Origin of the sequence: Geothrix sp. SG200, from assembly GCF_022808935.1 — a bacterium.
Classification (GTDB): domain Bacteria; phylum Acidobacteriota; class Holophagae; order Holophagales; family Holophagaceae; genus Geothrix; species Geothrix alkalitolerans.
In genome coordinates this window covers 12954-32664 of sequence record NZ_JAKZFR010000008.1, presented here as the reverse complement: position 1 = coordinate 32664, position 19711 = coordinate 12954, and the positions used below count along the sequence as shown (strand labels likewise).

General features: G+C 66.0%; 17 protein-coding genes. 6 read left to right on the top strand and 11 right to left on the bottom strand.

The features are described from left to right. Positions 1-194: 194 nt before the first annotated feature. The 3 genes from ML539_RS14545 to ML539_RS14540 are packed head-to-tail and all read left to right on the top strand — an operon-like array spanning position 195 to position 3169. Entirely contained in the window at positions 195-1151 is a 957-nt protein-coding gene (locus tag ML539_RS14545) for an ABC-three component system protein (protein ID WP_243325054.1), read from the top strand. Continuing rightward, a complete protein-coding gene (locus ML539_RS15735; protein WP_347710771.1) occupies positions 1138-1386 on the top strand; it encodes an ABC-three component system middle component 8 in 249 nt (82 codons plus the stop codon). Before ML539_RS14545 ends, ML539_RS15735 begins: the two co-directional genes overlap by 14 nt. Further along, positions 1373-3169: a DUF2326 domain-containing protein gene (locus ML539_RS14540; protein ID WP_243325053.1), complete on the top strand. Its 1797-nt coding sequence runs from the start codon at positions 1373-1375 to the stop codon at positions 3167-3169. The genes ML539_RS15735 and ML539_RS14540 overlap by 14 nt, the downstream gene beginning before the upstream one ends. A gap of 199 nt (positions 3170-3368) precedes the next feature. Here the strand turns inward: ML539_RS14540 and ML539_RS14535 are convergent, their stop codons facing one another. The 7 genes from ML539_RS14535 to dnaK all read right to left on the bottom strand — a co-directional run bounded on the left by ML539_RS14535 (position 3369) and on the right by dnaK (position 12376). Next, a complete protein-coding gene (locus ML539_RS14535) occupies positions 3369-4442 on the bottom strand; it encodes an SAM-dependent methyltransferase (RefSeq protein WP_243325050.1) in 1074 nt (357 codons plus the stop codon). Between the two features lie 106 nt (positions 4443-4548). Beyond that, a complete protein-coding gene (locus tag ML539_RS14530; RefSeq protein ID WP_243325048.1) occupies positions 4549-7140 on the bottom strand; it encodes an MMPL family transporter in 2592 nt (863 codons plus the stop codon). Further along, the gene (locus ML539_RS14525; RefSeq protein WP_243325046.1) at positions 7110-8003 is read right to left on the bottom strand and encodes a hypothetical protein; all 894 of its coding nucleotides are present in this window, start codon (positions 8001-8003) and stop codon (positions 7110-7112) included. The genes ML539_RS14530 and ML539_RS14525 overlap by 31 nt, the downstream gene beginning before the upstream one ends. A gap of 13 nt (positions 8004-8016) precedes the next feature. Beyond that, complete coding sequence (locus ML539_RS14520; RefSeq protein ID WP_243318676.1) at positions 8017-8883, bottom strand: RNA polymerase sigma factor RpoD/SigA; 867 nt, start codon at positions 8881-8883, stop codon at positions 8017-8019. Between the two features lie 66 nt (positions 8884-8949). Beyond that, positions 8950-9324 (bottom strand): helix-turn-helix transcriptional regulator, encoded by a 375-nt coding sequence (locus ML539_RS15615; RefSeq protein ID WP_243295331.1) that lies wholly within the window; start codon positions 9322-9324, stop codon positions 8950-8952. Next, a complete protein-coding gene (locus ML539_RS14510; RefSeq protein WP_243325045.1) occupies positions 9317-10396 on the bottom strand; it encodes a J domain-containing protein in 1080 nt (359 codons plus the stop codon). The genes ML539_RS15615 and ML539_RS14510 overlap by 8 nt, the downstream gene beginning before the upstream one ends. Positions 10397-10474: 78 nt before the next feature. Then, on the bottom strand, positions 10475-12376 hold the full coding sequence (dnaK, locus tag ML539_RS14505) for a molecular chaperone DnaK (protein WP_243325043.1): 1902 nt from the start codon (positions 12374-12376) through the stop codon (positions 10475-10477). A gap of 163 nt (positions 12377-12539) precedes the next feature. Between dnaK and yacG the strand changes: the two genes are divergently transcribed. Next, complete coding sequence (gene yacG / locus ML539_RS14500) at positions 12540-12731, top strand: DNA gyrase inhibitor YacG (RefSeq protein ID WP_243325041.1); 192 nt, start codon at positions 12540-12542, stop codon at positions 12729-12731. Here yacG and ML539_RS14495 read toward each other — a convergent pair. Then, on the bottom strand, positions 12728-13504 hold the full coding sequence (locus tag ML539_RS14495; protein ID WP_243325039.1) for a methyltransferase domain-containing protein: 777 nt from the start codon (positions 13502-13504) through the stop codon (positions 12728-12730). The two genes, yacG and ML539_RS14495, sit on opposite strands and share 4 nt — an antisense overlap. Positions 13505-13507: 3 nt before the next feature. Then, a complete protein-coding gene (locus ML539_RS14490; protein ID WP_243325037.1) occupies positions 13508-14458 on the bottom strand; it encodes a glycosyltransferase in 951 nt (316 codons plus the stop codon). A gap of 52 nt (positions 14459-14510) precedes the next feature. Here ML539_RS14490 and ML539_RS14485 point away from each other — a divergent pair, with 52 nt between their 5' ends. Together ML539_RS14485 and ML539_RS14480 are read left to right on the top strand one after the other, a co-directional pair. Further along, positions 14511-15230, top strand: coding sequence for a response regulator transcription factor (locus tag ML539_RS14485; RefSeq protein WP_243325035.1), 720 nt, complete (start codon positions 14511-14513; stop codon positions 15228-15230). A 103-nt stretch (positions 15231-15333) separates the two neighbouring features. Continuing rightward, the gene (locus ML539_RS14480) at positions 15334-15906 is read left to right on the top strand and encodes an outer membrane beta-barrel protein (protein ID WP_243325033.1); all 573 of its coding nucleotides are present in this window, start codon (positions 15334-15336) and stop codon (positions 15904-15906) included. 85 nt (positions 15907-15991) lie between these two features. Here the strand turns inward: ML539_RS14480 and ML539_RS14475 are convergent, their stop codons facing one another. Continuing rightward, positions 15992-17182 carry a hypothetical protein gene (locus tag ML539_RS14475; RefSeq protein WP_243325298.1) on the bottom strand — a complete coding sequence of 397 codons (1191 nt, stop codon included), beginning with the start codon at positions 17180-17182 and terminating at the stop codon, positions 15992-15994. A 57-nt stretch (positions 17183-17239) separates the two neighbouring features. Beyond that, a complete protein-coding gene (locus ML539_RS14470) occupies positions 17240-19633 on the bottom strand; it encodes a PAS domain S-box protein (RefSeq protein WP_243325031.1) in 2394 nt (797 codons plus the stop codon). Positions 19634-19711: the final 78 nt, after the last annotated feature.

Sequence of the window (19711 nt, the reverse complement as noted above, 5' to 3'; positions counted from 1 at the left end):
GTTAACCGTCCTATCGCAACCTAGCTTGCTCATTCGCCTGGAAACAGTCATGTTTATTTAATAGTGAATGAACTTGCGATGAGATGCCTACAGCCAGAGCAAGGGGAGTGACATAACGGCGCCACAACCCTAACGCTTTTCTGCTTGGCATCAGTACACTCTCGAGACAAGCAGCGGGCCCTGGAGATCTAGAGATGAAATTCGCGTACGAAGATCTGAGCCCAGGTCAGTTCGAGGATCTCGTTGTCTCTATCTGTCAATTCGTGCTTGGTGCCGGGGTTCAAAGTTTTGCCACGGGGCCTGATGGTGGTAGAGACGCCAAATTTATTGGGACGGCGGAGTTGCATCCAAGTAAGGCGGCTCCGTGGAAGGGAACTGTTATCGTTCAGGCAAAACACACCAATGGTTACAACACAACATTTTCAGATTCAAATTTTTATAGCGATACCAGCGATGAAACTGTGCTTGGCGAGGAATTGCCACGCATCAAAGGGCTCCGGGGATCGAAGGAATTAGATCATTACATGCTCTTTTCAAACCGGAGATTGACGGGTAACGCGGAATCGAAGCTCCGAGGGGTCATTTCAAAGGAATGTGGTCTTCCAGAAGTCTCCATCTTCCTCTGTGGGGTCGAGCAGCTTGAGCTCTGGCTCAAGAGGTTTCCAGATGCAGCTCGTATGGCAGACATCGATCCTATCGATTCTCCACTCATTGTAAGCCCTGATGATCTTGCTGAGATTGTTGAGCACCTCGCCATGCATCTAAAGAACGCTGGCTCGGCGGTACCTTATCCCCCAACTGAGAGAGTTTCTTACGAGAAGAAGAATGAGTTAAACAATATGGGTAAAGAATATGCGATCGCCTTGCGGCGTCGATACCTGAAGGACACGCAACAGATCAAGACGTTCCTAGCTTCGCCGGAGAACCTACGCCTTCTTGACCTCTATGAATCAGTAGTGGATGAATTTCAGCTGACTATATTAGCAAAACGGAAAAGTCATCAGCCCTTCGAGGAGGTTATAAACTACTTGATCACGCTTCTTCTGGATCGAGACCCGATTCTTCGGGCCCAAAAACGGCTCACACGAACGATGATCTTCTATATGTATTGGAACTGTGACGTGGGGCTGAATCATGATGTTGAGTCCTAGCAAGCATTCCCACCCAGATCGCACGGTCATCAACGTTGCGGCGATCCTCCTTTCGCGCTTGAAAAATCGACGGCTCGAGGACTATGGAGCACTTAAAAGGTTGGTGAAGAAAAATGTCTCGGGTGGCGATGTTCTCCTGCTTCCGGCCTTGAACCTACTTTTCCTTCTTGGGTTGGTCGAATACCGCCCGAAGACTGACGCCTTTGAATATCTGGGTTCCAATGAAACTATCTAAGCTCTACACCAACAAGCCGAAGAGGTTTGCGCCTATTTCCTTTGCAGAAGGGCTCAATGTCGTGCTTGCGGAAATTCGGCTGCCCGAGAACAGAAGCAAGGACACCCATAATTTAGGAAAGACGACCCTTGGGCGGGTCATAGATTTTTGCCTGCTCGCAGGGCGTGATCCAGATTTCTTCCTGTTCAAGCACGAAGACCTTTTCAAAGCCTTTGTCTTCTTTCTTGAGATAAAACTTCTGGATGGTTCATACGTCACCATCCGTCGATCCGTCGAAGAGGCAACGAAGATTAGTTTTAAGAGGCACACTCAAGGCGAGAGAGATTTCACAGATCTGCCTGAAACTTCCTGGGATCACACATCTCTTGCATTTGAAAAAGCTAGAGACCTACTTGATGGTTTACTCGATCTCCGAGATTTAAAACCATGGACATACCGAAAAGTGGTTGGTTACTTGGTGCGCTCACAGGACGATTTTCGTGAGGTCTTCCACCTGAAAAAATTTGCCTCTGGCCATTCCGACTGGAAGCCGTTCCTTGCACATCTCCTGGGATTCAATTCTTCGATAATTTCCCTGCACTACGACAAGGAAGATGAGCTTTCGAGGAAAAAGGGGGAGGAGGACGTAATCAAGCGTGAACTTGGCGGGTCCGTCGTCGATGTAAGCAAGATTGAAGGAATGTTGCATCTCAAACAAACGGAAGCTGAAAAAAAACAACGTTTGCTCGATGCGTTTGATTTTCGCCAATCCGACAAACAGAAAACAAAGGTCGTCGTAGATGAGCTTGATACGAAGATCGCCCGACTCAACTCGGAACGGTACTCACTTCTACAAAATAAGAAAAAAATTACAGTCTCGATTGAGGACGATGAAATACTTTTCGACCCAAAAAGCGCCGCTGAGCTTTTTGCTGAAGCTGGGATTCTTTTTGCCGGTCAGATTAAAAGAGAATTCGAGCAGCTCCTCGATTTTAATCGTGCGATTACTGAGGAGCGGCGAGGCTATTTAAAGGAAGAACTGGCTGAAGTCGAAGGAGAGTTGAAGCGAATAAATGCTGAAATTTTAGAGCTCAACAAACGCCGAATGGAAACACTGTCCTTCCTCGGCGAGTCGGATCACTTTGCGAAATACAAGCAGGTATCAAACGAGCTTGTCGCCCTTCGAGCGGACATTACCTCCCTTGAACGTCAGCGTGAGTTTTTGCGGCGCCTTCAAGATCTGCGCGCTTCGATCCGAGCACTTGCAGAAGAGAAGAGCCATCTACAAATGCGGATTGAAGCGGACGTGGAACAACAGAATGCCGAGAAAACAAGTCAATTTTCGACGATCCGAGTGTTCTTCAGCGAGATCGTCGAAGAAGTGATCAATCGAAAAGCTTTGCTAAGTGTTGCCCCAAACCAACAGGGGCACCTCGAGTTCAAGGCCGAGATTCTTGATGACTCTGGGAATAGCACCAGCGCGGATCTGGGGTTTACCTACAGAAAACTCTTGTGCGTCGCTTTTGACCTTGCGCTAGCTAGGGTCCATGTCGATGGTCGGTACCCGAGGTTCCTGTATCACGACGGTGTATTCGAGTCATTGGACGACCGAAAAAAACAGAACCTCATGGAGGTCATTCGGTCCTACTCAAGCCTGGGCATTCAGCACTTAATCACGCTGATTGATTCTGACCTACCCGCGAGCCTTGAGGGTGAAGCGCCATTCTTCCAGGACTCGGAAGTAATCCTCCGACTTCACGACGAGGATGAGAGTGGTCGGTTATTCAGAATGCGGGCCTGGTAATTTCGACTGTAGAGAAACTGTCGTGCGCGTTCGTACTTTGCAACTTATAAATTCCTTGTCCTAATTGAATGAACAGGAAATTCAAACGCCCCATTTTGATCTGACTTTCAGTCAAACCTTTGGAACCGGTACGGTCGAAGCTCGAGCCATGAAATTCATTTTTCGGTGTTCATCAGCTTTTATCGGTGTTCATCGGTGGTTAAAGAGGCTTTTCCTTCCATCCCTCCAGCACCCGGAAGCGGCTGCCCATGCGGTCCGGCAGGGTGAGCTGGAGGAGGTTCTCGGTGCGCTTGACGCGCTCGGCCGGGGGCAGGGCCATCCAGCCGGGGGCCCACTGCTCCAGGGGGGCGTGGGTGCGGATCCACTTGCTGAGCTCCATGTGGCCCAGGCCCGTGAAGTCCTCGCCCTCCAGCAGGCGCGTCAGGCGCGTGAAGTCGACATCGGCGGTCAGGTCCGCCTCGCCCAGGTCCTCGTGCCAGTTGCCGTCGACGGTGTGGGCCTTGAAGCGACGCAGGTCCGCGCCCTTGGCCAGCAGCCGGTCCGCGGACTCGCCGTAGTCCACGGCCAGGAAGAGGCCCGCCTCCAGGGGCGCCGCCAGGTCGTGCACCAGGCCCGGCAGGGCCTCGCACCAGATGCTGCCGTCTCGGGGCTCCAGGCCGTCGGTCTGCTCGGCGAACCAGGCGCCGGCCTCGCCGGGATCCGCCGCCTGCCATTCGGGGCCGGCCGCCGTCAGCACCTCGCGCGTCCAGCGCCCGCCGTCCCAGCGCCAGGGTTGGGCGGGCAGGGCGTCGAAGAGCTCATTGCTGAACACCGCGCCGGTGAACGGTTCCAAAGGTTCATGTTCTGCGGCGAACCGCGCGCGGTTGGCCGCAAGGAACGGCGAAAGGGCTTCCTCGGCAGCCTTTTTCGCGGCGGGGTTGTCGTCGCGGTGGACGTAGACCAGGGCCTCGGCGAAAGGCCCGGCGACGGCGCTCAGGACATCCCGGCCCAGCCAGCCGCGGCCGGCGCCGGGCTCCAGGGCCGTGAAGCGCGCCGGGCGGCCCAGCCGTTCCCAGGCAGCCTCCAGCCTCAGGGCAATCGTCTGGCCCAGCAGGGGCCCAAGGTCCAGGGCCGTGTAGTAGTCCTTGCCCTCGAAGCCCCAGGGGCCCGTCGGGCGGCGGTAGTAGCCATGCTCCGGATGGTAGAGGCCCAGGGCCATGACCTCCGAGGCGGGCACGGGGCCTAGGGCGAGGCGGCTTTGGAGGAGATCCTGCAGGGGATTCAGGTCAGCCAAGGATTACCTCGACGAGAAAAAAGCCAGGGATGAACGGAGATGAACAGAGATAAAAAGATCCGCCTGATCTCCGTTCATCTCCGTCCATCTCCGGTGTTCAGTTTCTTCATTTCCTTCCCCCAGCCCCCAGGGGCCACTTCTCCAGCAGCACCGGCAGCAGCCACTGGGTGAGGACCAGGGCCAGGGCCACGCCGCCCAGGCAGGCCAGGCCCAGGCCCCGAAGGCCGCGGTAGCCGCTGAAGACCATGCCGCCGAAGCCCGCCAGGGTGGTGCCGGCGCAGACGGCGTTCACGCGGGCCACGCGCTCCGGGGCGTCGGCTTCGCCCCGGGCCCGGTGCAGGAGGTTGAAGGCCGTGTCCACGCTCACGCCCAGGGCGATGGGGATGGCCATGAGCGACAGGAAGGTCAGGGGCTCCCCGGTCCAGCCCAGGGCGCCCAGGGCCCCCGCCTGGCTGGCCGCCAGGGGCACCAGAGCCAGCAGGGCGAAGCGCAGGCTGCGGCCGAAGAAGGCGATGACGGCGAAAATCCCCGCCAGGGCCAGAAACACGGCCTCCCGCACGGTATCGCGGGCGATGCCCTTCACCACGCGGAAGAGGGGCTGGGTGCCCACGAAGCGCCCGCCGGCCGCTTCGACCTCCGGCGTGAGCCGGAGCAGGGAGGCCTCATCCAGCCGGATGGGGACCGTCAGGGCCGGGGCCAGGGGAGCGGGCGCCGATCCCTGGCGCAGGTGGTCCCAGAGGGTCCAGGGATGGTGGCCCTCCGGGGTGGGCGTGGACCGGGGCAGCAGGACCTGGAGCGCCCGCACGGGCTGGGAAGGATCCACCGCGGCAACGGCCAGGGCCGACAGGGGCCCCTCCAGCCCCGCCGGGTCCAGTCCCGCCTTGGCGGCGGCCTCCAGCACCTGGTGCCGCCAGGTCTCCGAACCCAGGGCGTGCTGCAGCTCCGGGTCGAGGCTCTGCCAGTCGGGCACGGGCAGGCCCGCCTCGCGGAGGATGGGGCTCAGCCGGTTCCACCGGGCCGGGAGCCGGTCCGGGTCATCCAGCGGAATCTGGAGGGCCAGGGGCTGGAGGCTGGCGCCGAGGGTCTTCGTCAGCCGCGCCTGGAGGGTGAGGGCCGGGTTCCCCTGGGCCCGGAAGCGCCGGAGGTCCTCCTCCCAGCGGGTACGGGGCGCGCCCGCCAGCGCCAGGACCAGCAGGGCCAGGGCGGCCCAGGGGGCCCAGACTCGGCGGCGGGGCCGGGGCGGGGGCGGCCCCGGGGCGAAGGTGCCCCGGCCCCGGTCCAGCCCCATCAGCATGGGGGGCATCACCAGGAAGGTGGCGGCCAGGCAGGCCAGCAGGCCGAGGCCCGTGGTGAGCCCCAGGTCCCGGATGCCTGGGAAGGGCGCGAAGGCCAGGGCTAGGAAGGCCAGGGCCGTCGCCAGGGCGCCGGCCACCACGCCGGGGCCCGTGCCCAGCATCGCGGCCCGCAGGGCCCGCGCCTTGGCCCGTCCCGCCCGGCGCTCCTCGCGGTAGCGGCTGAAGAGCATGATGCCCACGTCGTCGCCCACGCCCAGCAGCACCGCGCCGAAGCCCGCGGCCATGAGGTTGACGCGCCCCAGGATCCAGCCCGTGAGACCCAGGGCCCACACCATGCCCACGAGCAGGGGCCCCATGACGAAGCCGTAGCCGGCAAGGGTGCGGAAGCCCAGCCAGTACACGAGGCCGATGAGGACGAAGCTGAGGGCCAGGCTGAGGAGCACCTCGCCCGTGAGCCGGTGGGACTCCCAGGCGGTGATGGCATGGGCGCCCGTCACCTGGAGGGCGAAGGGCCGGTCGGCCCGGGGGGTCAGGGCCGCCTCCACCGCCTTCAGGGCCGCGGCCGGAGGCAGGGGCCCCTCGGCGCCCCGTCCCAGCCAGGCCAGGACCCGGGTGGTGGCCTTCACGTCCGAGGCGGGAAAGCTCGCCACCAGGGGCACCAGGACGAAGCGGCCATCCTTCGTCTCCAGGTAGCCGGTCCGCATGCGCAGGGTGAAGGCGCGGCCCAGCTGCACGGCCTTGGCCATGCCCTCGCCGTTCTGGGGGGCGAGGGTCCGCAGGCCCAGCGGATCCAGCCGCGCCAGGGCCGCCGCGAGCGGCTCCGGCGAGCCCAGGGCCCGGGCGGTGGCTTCCAGGCGGCGCTTCACTTCCGCCGGATCCCGGAGGGGCTCCAGGCGGTCGCCCAGCCAGGCCGGGGCCAGGGAATAGAGGGTTTCCGTGGTGAGCCGGCTCACGGCCGCATCACCTTCGGTGATGGCCCCCACGGCCAGGAGCGCGGGCCAGGGGCTCACGCCGCCCGGCCCGGGCACGGGGATGGGATCGGACAGGCGGCCCTCGGCGGCCAGCCCGTTGAGGGGCAGGTCGCCCTTGGTGAGCAGGCGGTCCACCAGGCCCTCGGCCCAGGCGCGCCGGGCCTCCAGGTCGGCCGAGTTCCCCTCGGCCACCAGCCAGATCAGCTCCTGCTGGCCGACACCGGCCTCCAGGTTGGCCCGCACGGCGGGATGCTCCGAGGGCAGCAGGCTCATCAGGTCGAGGGCCCGCTCCACGCGCAGGGTGCCCCAGCCCAGGGCCAGCGTCAGGCCCGCCGTGAGGATCCAGAGTCCCCGGGACCGGGACAGGTGCAGGCGGAGCAGGCCGCGCAGCAGGGTCTTCATCACCTGTCCGCGCCCGCGCGATCGATCCATGGCTTCAGGGCCGGCACCATCTCCACGCGCTCGGCGCCCCGCAGCCGCTCCATCAGGCTGCCATCCTCCAGCCGGGCCAGGGGGTGGTTCTCCCGGCGGTCCAGGGCCTCAGGCGGGCCGGCCGCCGTGAGGACGGTGGGCAGCTCTTCGCTGTAGCGGTGGTCGAGCAGCTGCGCCAGGGCCGCGGCCACGCGGAGGTCCGAGTCCATGCGGTCCCAGTCGTCCAGCACCAGGAGGGGCGGGTCCTGGAGGGGCTCGATGAGGTCGCGCACGCTCTGGAAGGCCTGGTTCTGGAAGCTGCGGATGTCGTAGTAGGCGTCCTTGATGCTCTGGCTGAGGGTCCGCACGGAGACGAAGCGCCCGCCCCGGCCCGTGCGCTCGGTCCAGGCCCTCAGGGCGGCGGCGGCCAGGGTGCTTCGGCCGCTCTGGGCGGACCCATGGATCCACCACAGCTCCCAGCCGTGGCGGAACTTGTGCTTGCCGGTGGTGGCCCACTGGGACAGGGCCTCGGCGCCCGCGGGGCGGATGCCGTGCTCGGGGCGCTTGCGGAGGGCCGCGAGGAGCCGGGCCAAGTCGTCCCGGAAGGGGATGGGCCCCACCTCCTCCTCGGGCCGGGCCAGCCACTCCTCCAGGTCCGGCACGCGCTCCAGCATGGACCGGGCCCCGCTGGCCTGGGCGTTGTTCCACCACTTCCAGAAGCGGGTGAAATCCGCCTCGCGGTAGCGGGCGGGAAGGCCCAGGGTCTCCGCGTCCGGCGCCAGGTCGGCCGTGCAGCCGCAGACCCGCACCGGCTTCTGGGGATCCGGATCGAAGATGAGGCCCTGCCCCTGGCAGTGGGGGCAGTCGGGGCGGCCCTTCACCATGTCCGGCTCCCCGTCATGGCCCGTCCCCGCCGCGCAGGAAGCCTCCCAGGACCTCGCGGCGCCGCTCGCGGATGCGGGAGAAGGCCCGCTCCTCCAGCTGCCGCACCCGCTCCCGGGAGATGGGCGGGTTGAACTGCTTGCCGATCTGCTCGAGGGTCAGGGGCTCCTGGCCCCCCAGCCCGAAGTGCAGGGAGATGATCTTGCGCTCCTTCTCGCTGAGGGTCTGGAGGCTGGCCTCGATCTGCTCCAGGAAGGCCTCCTGGTCCAGCGTGTGCATGGCGGAGGGCTCCACCTCCTGCTCCAGGCTGTCGCCCACGGTGAGGTCGGAGTCGCCCAGGCCCTGCTCGGTGGAGACCGTGGACGTGGTCTGCTGGAGGAGCTGGAGGCGCTCCACCTCTTCCACCGTGAGGTTGGCGGCGTCCGCGATCTCCTGGAGCATGGGCACCCGGCCCAGGGACTGGCTCAGCCGCTGGGTGACGCGGTTCAGGTGCACCAGGTGGCCCGCCACCTTCTGGGGCAGGCGGATCTTGTTCCCGTGCTCGGCCAGCGCGTGGAAGATGGCCTGCCGCACCCACCAGGAGGCGTAGGTGAGGAACTTGTTCTGCCGCTCGGGATCGAAGCGCTTGGCGGCCTCGATGAGGCCCAGGTTGCCCTCGCTGATGAGGTCCAGCAGGTCCAGTCCCATGCCCTCGAACTTCCGCGCCTCCTTCACCACGAAGCGGAGGTTGCCCTCGACGAGCTTGCGGAGGCCCTCCGGGTTGCGGTCGTTCTGCCACAGGCGCCCGTTGATCCGCTCCTCCTCCGCCGTCAGCAGGGGCAGGTGGCGGATGGAGTCGAAGTACTTGTCGAGCGAACGCTCTTCGAGATGCCGGAGGGGCACGGAACACCTTGGGGGAGGAACCAGCATAGCAAGCGATCCGCGCCCCCAGGGCAACTGCGATCGGCTTCAGCGCTTGCGCAGCCCGTGGGGCGTGAGCTTCACCAGGCCCGTGCCGCTCGCCGGCCGGGGCACGTCCTTCACGCCCGCGGCCTCCAGGGCCTGGGCCAGGCGCTCCAGGTCCTCCTGCATGCGATTGAGGCGGTCCCGCAGGGTGAGCACCACTTCCACGCCGGCCAGGTTGACACCCAGGTCCCGCGTGAGGTTGAGGATGAACTCCAGGCGCTCGAGGTCCTCGTCGCTGTAGAGGCGGGTCTTGCCTTCGGTGCGGCTGGGCGTGAGCAGGCCCTCCCGCTCGTAGAGGCGCAGGGTCTGGGGATGCACGCCGTACCGCATGGACACCACGCCGATCATGTAGGCGCCGAGGCGCGGATCTTTAGCCATGATGTCCTCGCTGCTTGCGCACGTCCGCGTCGTTCAGCTCCGCCAGCTCGCGGAGGAGCTCCTTGCTGCGCTCATCCTGGATCTGGGGCGTCACCACGGCCACCTCCGCGATGAGGTCGCCCCGCTGGGTGCCTCGCGGGATGGGCATGCCCTGGCCCTTGAGCCGCAGCCTGGCGCCGGTCTGGGTGCCCGGGGGCACCTTGATGGTCTGGTGGCCCTCCGGCGTAGGGACCTCCACCTTGGCCCCCAGGGCGGCCTCGGAGAAACTGACGGGCAGCTTCACGTAGAGGTTGGGCCCCTTGCGCTCGAAGCGGGCGTCCGCTTCCATGCTGATCTGCAGGTAGAGGTCGCCGGGTCCGCCGCCGCGGCGGCCCGCCTCGCCTTTGCCCGCCACGCGCAGCTTCGCACCGTCCTCCACGCCGGCCGGGATGGCGATGGTGACGGTCTCCTGGCGGGGATGCCGGCCCGCGCCCCCGCACTCGGGACAGGCCGGGGCCCGCGTGCCGCGGCCCTGGCAGTCGGGGCAGGTGCGGCCGAAGGAAAGGAAGCCGCCGCCGCCGCCCAGCTTGCCCTTGCCGTTGCAGGTGCGGCAGACCTCCTGCTTCCGGGAGCTCTCGCCGGTGCCGCGGCAGGCCAGGCAGGGCTCGGAGCGGTTCACGCGCAGGCTCAGGCGCGTGCCCTCGAAGGCCTCGCGGAAGCCCAGGCGCACGGTATGGACCAGGTCCTCGCCCCGCTCGGGGCCATGGCGCATGGGCCGCCCGCCGAAGCCGCCCCCCGCGAAGCCCCCGAAGATGTCCTCGAAGGAAAAGCTCCCGCCCTGCTCGAAGCCCGGCGGCACCTGGGCCCCGGGGCCGCTGGGATCGCCGTAGGTGTCGTAGTTCTTCCGCTTCTCGGGGTCCGACAGCACCTCGTTGGCTTCGGAGAGCTTCTTGAACTCGGCTTCCGCCTTGGCATCGCCCGGGTTCAGGTCCGGGTGGTGCTTGCGGGCCAGCTTCCGGTACGCCCGCTTGATCTCCTCGTCGGAGGCCGTCCGGGGCACGCCCAGGATCTGGTAGTAGTCGGGGTGGGACATGGCTTTAGTGTATGTCACTAAGATTTTTTCTAGCCACAAAAAGGGGGAGCCGCAGCTCCCCCCATGTTGTACGGCGGACTAACTCACGACTTCGGCGTCGATCACATTGTCATCGCCGCCCTTCTTCTCGCCTCCAGGTGCGCCAGGCGCCCCGGGAGCCTGACCGCCATCCGCGGGAGGCTCCTGCTTGTAGAGGGTCTCGGCCAGCTTGTGGCTCTTGGCCGTGAGGGTCTCCAGGGCCTTCTTGATGCGGTCCTTGTCCAGGCTGGCCAGGGCGGCCTTGGCCTCGGTGATGGCCTCCTCGGCCTCCTTCTTGTCGGCCTCGGGCAGCTTGTCGCCGCTGTCCTTCAGGAGCTTCTCCACCTGGTAGACCATCTGGTCGAGGTGGTTCTTCTCCTCCAGCAGGGCCTTGCGGGCCTCGTCGTCGGCCTTGTGGGCCTCGGCGTCCTTCACCTTGGCGTCGATCTCCTCCTTGGAGAGGCCCGTGCTGCCCGTCAGCGTGATGCTGGCGTCCTTGCCCGTGCCCTTGTCCTTGGCGGTCACATGCACGATGCCGTTGGCGTCGATGTCGAAGGTGACCTCGATCTGCGGCATGCCGCGGGGCGCGGGCGCGATGTTGCCCAGGTGGAACTGGCCCAGGAGCTTGTTGCCTTCCACCACGGGCCGCTCACCCTGGAAGACCTCGATGTCCACGCCTGGCTGGTTGTCCACGGCGGTGGTGTAGATCTCCGAGCGCTTGGTCGGGATGGTGGTGTTCCGCGGGATGATGACGCTCATCTGCCCGCCGTTGGCGTTGATGCCGAGGCTGAGCGGCGTCACGTCGAGGAGCAGCACGCCCTTCACGTCGCCCGCCAGCACGCCGGCCTGCACGGCGGCGCCCAGGGCCACGACCTCGTCGGGGTTCACGCTGTGGTTGGGCTCCTTGCCGAAGATGGACTTCACCATCTCCAGCACCTTGGGGATGCGGGTGGAGCCGCCCACCATCACCACTTCGTCGATCTCGTGGTGGGCCAGCTTGGCGTCCCGCACCGCGTTCTCGCAGGGGCCCTTCAGCTTCTGCAGGATGGGCTCGATCATCAGCTCGAACTTGGCGCGCGAGAGCGTCTGGTTCACGTGCTTGGGGCCGCTGGCGTCCGCGGTGATGTAGGGCAGGCTGATGTCGGTCTGGGTCGTGCTGGAGAGCTCGATCTTGGCCTTCTCGGCGGCTTCCTTCAGGCGCTGCATGGCGTCGGCCTGCTTGCGGAGGTCGATGCCCTCGGCCTTCTGGAACTCGTCGGCCAGCCAGTCGATGACGGCCTGGTCGATGTTGTCGCCGCCCAGGTGAGTGTCGCCGTTGGTGGACTTCACCTCGACCACGCCCTCGGATACCTCGAGGATCGAGATGTCGAAGGTGCCACCGCCGAAGTCGAAGACGGCGATGGTGCCGTCCTTCTTCTTGTCGAGGCCGTAGGCCAGCGCGGCGGCCGTGGGCTCGTTGACGATGCGCTTCACGTCCAGACCCGCGATGGCGCCGGCGTCCTTGGTGGCCTGGCGCTGCGCGTCGTTGAAGTAGGCCGGCACGGTGATGACGGCTTCCGTGACCTTCTCGCCCAGGTAGGCCTCGGCGGCCTCCTTCATCTTGGTCAGCACGGCGGCGCTGATCTCCTCGGGGCTGAGGTGCTTGTCGTTCACCACCACGGCGCAGCCGCCCTTGTCGGCCCGCTCCACCGTGTAGGGGACGAGCTTCTGCTCCTTGTCGGAGTCGGCGTAGGGCAGGCCCATGAAGCGCTTGATGGAGTAGATGGTGCTCTTGGGCTGGGCCACGGCCTGGCGCTTGGCCGGGGCGCCCACGAGCCGCTCGCTGGTCTTGGGGTTGAAGCCCACCACGGACGGCGTGGTGTCCGCGCCCTCGGGGTTCGGGATCACCTTGGGCTGCCCGCCTTCCATGACGGCCACGCAGCTGTTGGTGGTGCCGAGGTCGATGCCGATGATCTTGCCCATGTCGTGCCTCCTGGGGGGTCTGCTCTTGGGGGTCAGACTGGGTTGCGCCCACCCTGACCCTATGAGGATAGGAGATGGACGTTTCTTGTCAACATGATCTTCAAAATTTCACTCATATTTTCTTCGCGTTTGATCGAGAACTCCAAAGAGATATGCTGACATCATGACGCTTCGCCCCTGCCCCATCTGCCGCACCCCCACCGCCTGGGAGGGCAACCCCTTCAAGCCCTTCTGCTCCGAGCGCTGCCGGCTCCGCGATCTGGGTGCCTGGGCCAGCGAGAGCTACCGCGTCCCGGAGAAGCCCCAGGAGGAGGACGGCGAAGGCTGGAGCGGCGAAGGGGAAGAGGGCGTTTAGGCCAGAGCCGAAGGCCGGGCCACGATGAAGAGCCGGCGGAACCGGAAGGTGGTCCGACCCGAGGCGTCCGGCGGGTAGGCCCTTCTCAGCCGGTCCCGGTACGCCGCGAGAAAGGCCTCGCGCTCGTCCGGTTCCAGGGCCTCCAGCAGGGGCACGAGCAGGCTGCCCCGCGTCCAGGCGACCACAGGCTCGGGCCCCTCCAGGCGGTGGACGTAGTCGGTCTCCCAGATGTCGAGGGTGGCGGCCCGCGGGGCGAGCCATTCCAGGTAGGTCTCGGGTTCTGACACGGGTTGGCGACGGAGGCGCGGCACGAGGCGCTCCCGCCAGGGGCCCTCCTCGGCCACCGCGAAGGCCGCCTGGTGGGAGGGTCGGTCATGGTTGCGGGGCATCTGCACCGCCAGACAGCCACCGGGGCTCAGAAAGCCCATCAGGCGAGGGAAGAGGGCCGCATGGTCTTCCAGCCAATGCAGGGAGGCGTTGGCAAAGAGCAGGTCCACCGGCGCTTCCGGCGCCCACGTGGCCAGGTCCGCCTGCCGCCAGGCCGGCCCAGGGACATCGGTCGAAGCGCGGGACAGCATGTCCGGCGACCGGTCCACCCCGAGCACCCGGGCCGAAGGCCAGCGGGCCTGGAGGATCCGCGTGACGTGGCCGGGGCCGCAGCCCAGGTCCACCACGAGGCGGGGAGCCTCCAGGGGCACCTGCGCCAGCAGGTCCAGGGCCGGACGCAGGCGCTCGGAGCCGAAGCTGAGGTACTGGGCCGGGTCCCAGGGCATGGCCTACTTGGCCTGGTGGACCTTCTTCACCATGTAGCGGGGCCGGTCGCGCACTTCCTGGTAGATGCGGCCGATGTACTCGCCCAGCAGGCCGAACGCGATGAACTGGCAGCCCACGAAGAAGAAGAGGATGGCGAACAGGGTGAACACGCCCTGGGCCGTGCCCTCGGGGTGCAGGAAGCGGTAGACCACCAGGCCCAGGAAGAGGATGAAGCCGAAGCCGGCCGTGACGACGCCGAAGACGCTGAGGGCCTGGAGGGGGATGAGGCTGAAGCTGGTGAGCAGGTCGAACTGGAGGTTGATGAGCTTCCAGAGGCCGTACTTGCTCTCGCCGGCGGCGCGCTCGGCATGGGCCACGGGCACCTCGGTGATGCGCTTGGCGAAGCTGTTGGCCAGGGCGGGGATGAAGCTCGAGCGCTCCTTGCAGAGCAGCATGGCGTCCACCACCTCGCGGCTGTAGGCCCGCAGCATGCAGCCGTAGTCGTGGAGCTTCACGCCCGTGGTCTTGCGGGTGACGGCGTTGACGATCTTGCTGGGCATGGTGCGGAAGAAGCTGTCGTTGGCCTGGCGGCCCTGGCGCCAGCCGCCCACCACGTCGTAGCCCTCCTCCACTTTGGCCACGAGCTTGGGGATCTCCTCGGGCGGGTTCTGGAGGTCCGCGTCCAGGGTGACGACGACCTGGCCTTGCACCTCGGCGAAGGCGCCGAAGATGGCGCTGTGCTGGCCATAGTTCCGGTTGAACTCCACGACCTTCACGCGGGGTTCCTCCCTGGCGATGGCCACCAGCAGGACCAGGCTGCGGTCGCGGCTGCCGTCATCCGTGAAGATGACCTCCCAGGGTTTCGAGGGGTCCGTGAAGGACTCCGCCATCACCTTGGACAGGCGCGCCCACAACGTGGGGATGTTCTCCTCCTCGTTGTAGATGGGGATGACGATGCTGAGATACGGGTCCATGGGCGCTCCAGGCCCCTATTCTAGTAGGATCAACGAGTTGCCGGAGTTTGCCATGCCCGAGCCCAAGATCCTGCTGGTGGAAGACGAACTCAGCCTCGCCGAGGGCATCAAGCTCAACCTCGAGCTGGAGGGCCTCGCCTGCACCTGGATTCCCCGCGGCGACCAGGCCCTGAAGCAGATCCTGGCGGAGGCTTACGATCTGGTGATCCTCGACGTGATGCTGCCGGGCATGGACGGCTTCACCATCTGCCAGAAGGTGCGCGAGGCGAAGAACTTCACGCCCATCCTCTTCCTCACGGCCAAGAACACGGACGACGACCGCGTGCACGGCTTCGAGACCGGCGCCGACGACTACCTGGGCAAGCCCTTCCAGGTGAAGGAGCTGCTGCTGCGGGTGCGGGCCATCCTGCGGCGGGAGGCCTGGTACAAGAACCGCGAGATGAGCAGCCGGCAGGCCTTCGGCGCCCACTGGGTGGACTTCGACAACTACTGCGGCGAGGGGCCCAACGGCCCCTTCCAGCTGGGCATGAAGGAGTGCATGATCCTCCGCCTGCTCATGGAGCGGCCCGGCCAGGTGGTGAGCCGCACGGACATCCTGGACAAGGTCTGGGGCGAGGACGCCTACCCCACCAGCCGCACCGTGGACAACTTCATCGTCCGCATCCGCCGCGTGATGGAGCTGGATGCCCACCATCCCCGCTGGGTCCACACCATCCGCAGCGTGGGCTACCAGTTCGATCCGGAAGGGAAGCAGCGGAAGGGCGAGGAGTGAATCGGCCCAGCTGATTCGATCGCCTGAAACTTCGGGCGGGATGGCTTCATTCAATGGGTGTCTTTTACCCACTCATCCTCAATGGATGCCATCCGGAGGCTTCATGCCCGTTTGTCCTCGTTTGTCCATCGCGCTGGCCGTGGCCCTCGCCTTCGGGGCGGCCCAGGCCCGGGCCGAGGGGCCGCGCTTCGGCCTTCAGCTCCACGCGAACGTTCCGACCGGCGACCTGAAGACCGCGGTCGACAACAAGCCCGGTGCCGGGCTCGGCGCCCACGTCACCTTCGACCTGGGCGCGGGCCACGTGATCAGGCCGAGGTTTGATGCGGTGTTCTATCCCGAAGGCACGGTCGACGGATTCAAGACCAAGGCGAACGATCTCAGCCTCGGCGCGGACTACCTGTACTTCCCGGGCGGGATGCCGGATGGCCTTTACCTGACTGCCGGGCTCGGCCTCCATCGCTGGAGCGTGGACACCACGATCCCCGCCATCGGTTCCTTCCCGGCAACGTCGGCGTCCCAGACCTCGACCCGCTTCGGATACTCGGCCGGGCTTGGGTACACCTTCAATGCCACCCTGGGAGCCGAACTGCGGTACGTCGGGAGCAGCTACGCGAACCAGACGGCCTGGGACCCGAAGGCCAACGCCATCCAGATCGGGATGACGTTCCGATTCTGAGGGGTCCGGCGTTCGCGATCCCGGTTCATGCAGAAAGGGAGGGGGCGCCGAGGCGCCCCCTCCCTTTCTGCGGCCAGCTTTGGGCCTACTTGACGTCGAACTCCCGGCTGCGGCCCTGCTTCTCGAAGGCCGTCATCTGCGCGGCGAGGTCCGCGGCGGGGGCGCCCTGCTTCACGTCGGACAGCACCAGGCGCTTCTCGTCGCCCTTGCTGAACTTGCTCTCGGCCATCATGGGCTCGAGGGTCGGCAGCAGGGTCAGCTCGCCCGCCGGCCCTTCGGGGGCCTTGGAGGTGGCGATGTCGTTGGCGTGGGCCAGCAGGGCGGCGCCGGGCGTGGCACCCAGGCGGCGCAGGTCCAGCCAGCCGAACCCGGGATCGCGCAGCAGGTCCAGGTCCTCGTTCTCCAGCCAGATCATCAGCGCGTTCAGGGCCTTGGTCTGCGCGGGATCGGGCACGCTGCGCATCTTCTTCTCGCCCTTGACGTCCACCTCCTGGCGGGTGTTGTCGATCCAGGCCTGGGCCCGCTTCACCCACAGGGCCGTGATGGCCTTCTGGTTGGCGAAGCCCTCGGGTGCCTTGGGGCCCTTGGCGGCTTTGGCCTTCTTGCCCTTGGCCGGCGGCTCGGGCGCGGTCCAGGTGGGAGCGGCGGCGTCCACCTTGGGATCGAGCAGGAGGCCCCGCAGCTTGGCGAGGCGCGGCTCCAGCCCCTTGGCATCGGCCTTCGCGGCGGCCCGGGCGGCGACCTGCAGGTTCTTCCAGGTGGTCTCGAGGAGGAGCTTCTTCCCGTCGGCGTCATAGAGCCCGTGCTGGGCGCGCACCTTGGCCAGGTACGTCTCCACGGCGGGGAGGGCGGCCGAGGCCTTCTCCGGGAGGATGGCCTTCACGGCCAGGAGGGCGCCTAGGGCGTCGCGGACCTCGACGGCCTTGGGGTGGCTCCGGTAGTAGCCCAGCTCGTGGGCGGACAGGGCGGCGCGCTGCAGGGTGTAGGCCAGCTTCCGCTGGCTGGGGCGGAGCTGGTCGAAGGCCTTGGGTTCGGGCTTCGCCTCAGGCTTCGCTTCGGCTTGGGGCGCGGCCGGGGCCTCGGCCTTCACCTCGGTGGGCCTGGGTTCGGGCTTGGGCTCGGGCGCCTGGGTCGGTGCCGGCGCGGGAGCGGGCGCAGGGGCTGGCGCCGGCGCGGGGGCCGGTGCAGGGGCGGGCGCAGGAGGGGGGACGGGTTGGGGCGTCTGGGCCAGGAGGCCCGAACCCACGATGACTGCCAAGACCCAGCGGCGCTGCATAGGAGGCTCCTCGTTGAGGGTGCGATGAGAGTCCCCATTATGCCGCAGCAGGGGGGCTCACGCCTCGATTGGAGTCTCTAGCAATTGCTCCAGGCTTCGTTTCAATTGTTTTAGATCGAAAGGCTTACCCAGGTGGGGCACCTGGTTGGTTTCCAGGAAGTCCCGGGTCTTCGCGTCGAAGGAATCGCCCGTGGTGTAGAGGATGCGGCGGGTCAGGGCCGGCTGCTGGGTCCGCAGCCACTCGAAGAGGTCCACGCCCGACAGCCCCGGCATGCGGATGTCGGAAACGATCAGATCGAAGGTCGCGGCCTTGAGGCGCTCGACCGCCTCATCGCCCCGCGCGGCCGGGGTGACCTCCAATCCCCAGACCTGGAGGGCGTCCACCAGGCACTCCAGCAGGAAGGCTTCGTCGTCCACCACCAGGGCGCGTCGCCCCTGGAGCCCCGTGATCCCGGCCGCGGGGGTCCCTGCCGCCTCCGCCATCCCCGCGAGGGGCAGCTCCAACAGGAAGGCGTTCCCCAGGCCGGCCTGGCTCCGCACCGTGAGCTGCCCGCCGTGCTGGCGGGCGATGAGGTGGGCCACCGGCAGGCCCAGGGCCTCCGGGGTCGAGGCGGAGGCGGGATCGAACAAGGCCGGAAGTTCGGCCTCTGGCAGCGGGGTGCCTGAATCCTGGACCACCACCTGGATGTGGCCGTCCACCGCGCGGGTGGCCACGCGCAGGCGCCTGACCGGGCTGGCGGCCAGGGCCTGGAGGCCGTTCAGCATCAGGTTCGTCAGGGCCTGGCGCATGAGGACCGGATCCAAAGGCGCCTCGGGCAGGGCGGGGTCCAGGCTCAGGTCCAGGTCGACCTCCATGCGCCGGGCCTTCAGTTCCACGAGGTCCACCGCCTCCTGGATGACCTGGTTGAGCTGGGTCCGCACCCGGGTGGGGGAGGGCGGGTTCAGCACCGTCTGGAGGGGATCCAGCAGGCTCTGCACCGAGTCCACGGCCTTCACCAGCCGCGCGGCCTGCTCCGCCTGATGAGGATCCAGGGCGGATTCGGAGATGAGCCGGGCCTCCAGCAGCACGGGGGTGAGGCGGTTCGAGGCCTCGTGGAAGAGGGCCGGGACCAGCCGCCCCAGGGCCTCGTGCTTCTGGGAACGGACCAGCTGCGTCTCCAGGGCCTGGGTCTCGCTCGTGTCCCGCACCAGCGCCGATATCGCCAGGACGCGGTCATCGGCGCCCCGCACCGGGGCGTAGGTGACGCTGGCGGGGAAGGTCTCCCCCGCCTTCCGGACCCGCACCGTGTCGATGTCGCGAACCACCTGACCCCGGCTCACCTGCTGGATGACCTGGTCCAGGTCGCCCCGCTCGCCCCCGGGGGTCAATTTGCAGATGCTGTGGCCCACGATTTCCGGCCGGGAATAGCCGAAGATGCGCTCGGCGGCGGCGTTCCAGGTGAGGATCTTCCCCTCGGCGGAGAAGGACACCAGGGCCTCGCCCATGTTCTGGATGAGGCCTTCCAGGTACTTCCGGGTCTTCTGGTTGTCCTGGTTCACCCGCTCCAGCTGGGCATAGAGCTGGGTCATCTCCTCGTTCTTCTTCTCCAGGGACTCCTTGGCCTGCTTCAGCTCGGAATAGAGCCGGGCGGTCTCCATGTTCGACTGGAGGGCGCTCTCCAGCAGCTCCTGGGGATCCGCCGCCCGGCCGGGCTGGAGGTCGGCCACGGTCACGTTGCCCTGCTTCAGGACCGTCACATCCGCCATCGGCGCGGATTCCGTCCCGGCCGGTTCCGGCGGGGGCGGGAGCTCCCGCAGGGTCGAGCGCACGTTGGATTCGATGAGGGCGAGCATCCCGTCGAAGTCCTTGATCTTCTTGTCCAGGTGGTACTTGCGGAAGGTGTAATCCACCGTCTCCCGGGTGATGGCCAGGAAGGTGTCCAGCACCCCGGGGCCGCGGTTGGCCACGGATTCGAAGTAGGGGACGTTGCGGAAGTTCAGGCGGCGGTTCATGACGCCCACGGCCATGGCATCCGGCAGGTCCCGCTTGTTGTACTGGAGCACAAAGGGGATCTGCTTGATGTTCAAGCGGTTGGCATTGAGGTTGTGGTACAGGTTCGACAGCGAGTCCACGTTGTCCTGCATCTTGGCTTCGCTGGAATCCGCCACGAAGACCACGCCGTCCGCGCCGCCCAGCACCACCCGCCGGCTGGCGTCGTACTGCACCTGGCCCGGCACGGTGTAGATCTGCAGGTGGATGGAGTTGCCGTAGACATAGCCCAGGTTGATGGGCAGCAGGTCGAAGAAGAGGGTGCGGTCTTCCTGCGTGTTGACGGAAAAGAGCTCGCCGCGCTGGCGGTCCGAACACATGGCGTGCAGGGACTGCAGGTTGGTCGTCTTGCCCGAGAGGCCCGGCCCGTAATAGACCAGCTTGAGCAGGATCTCATTGGCGCGGGTATTGAACTGAACCATGGGTTCGCCAGGGAAAAAGTGGAGTCAAGCCTAACACGGGCCTTCGGAAGACAAGCCGCTCCCCAGCTTTACGGCAGG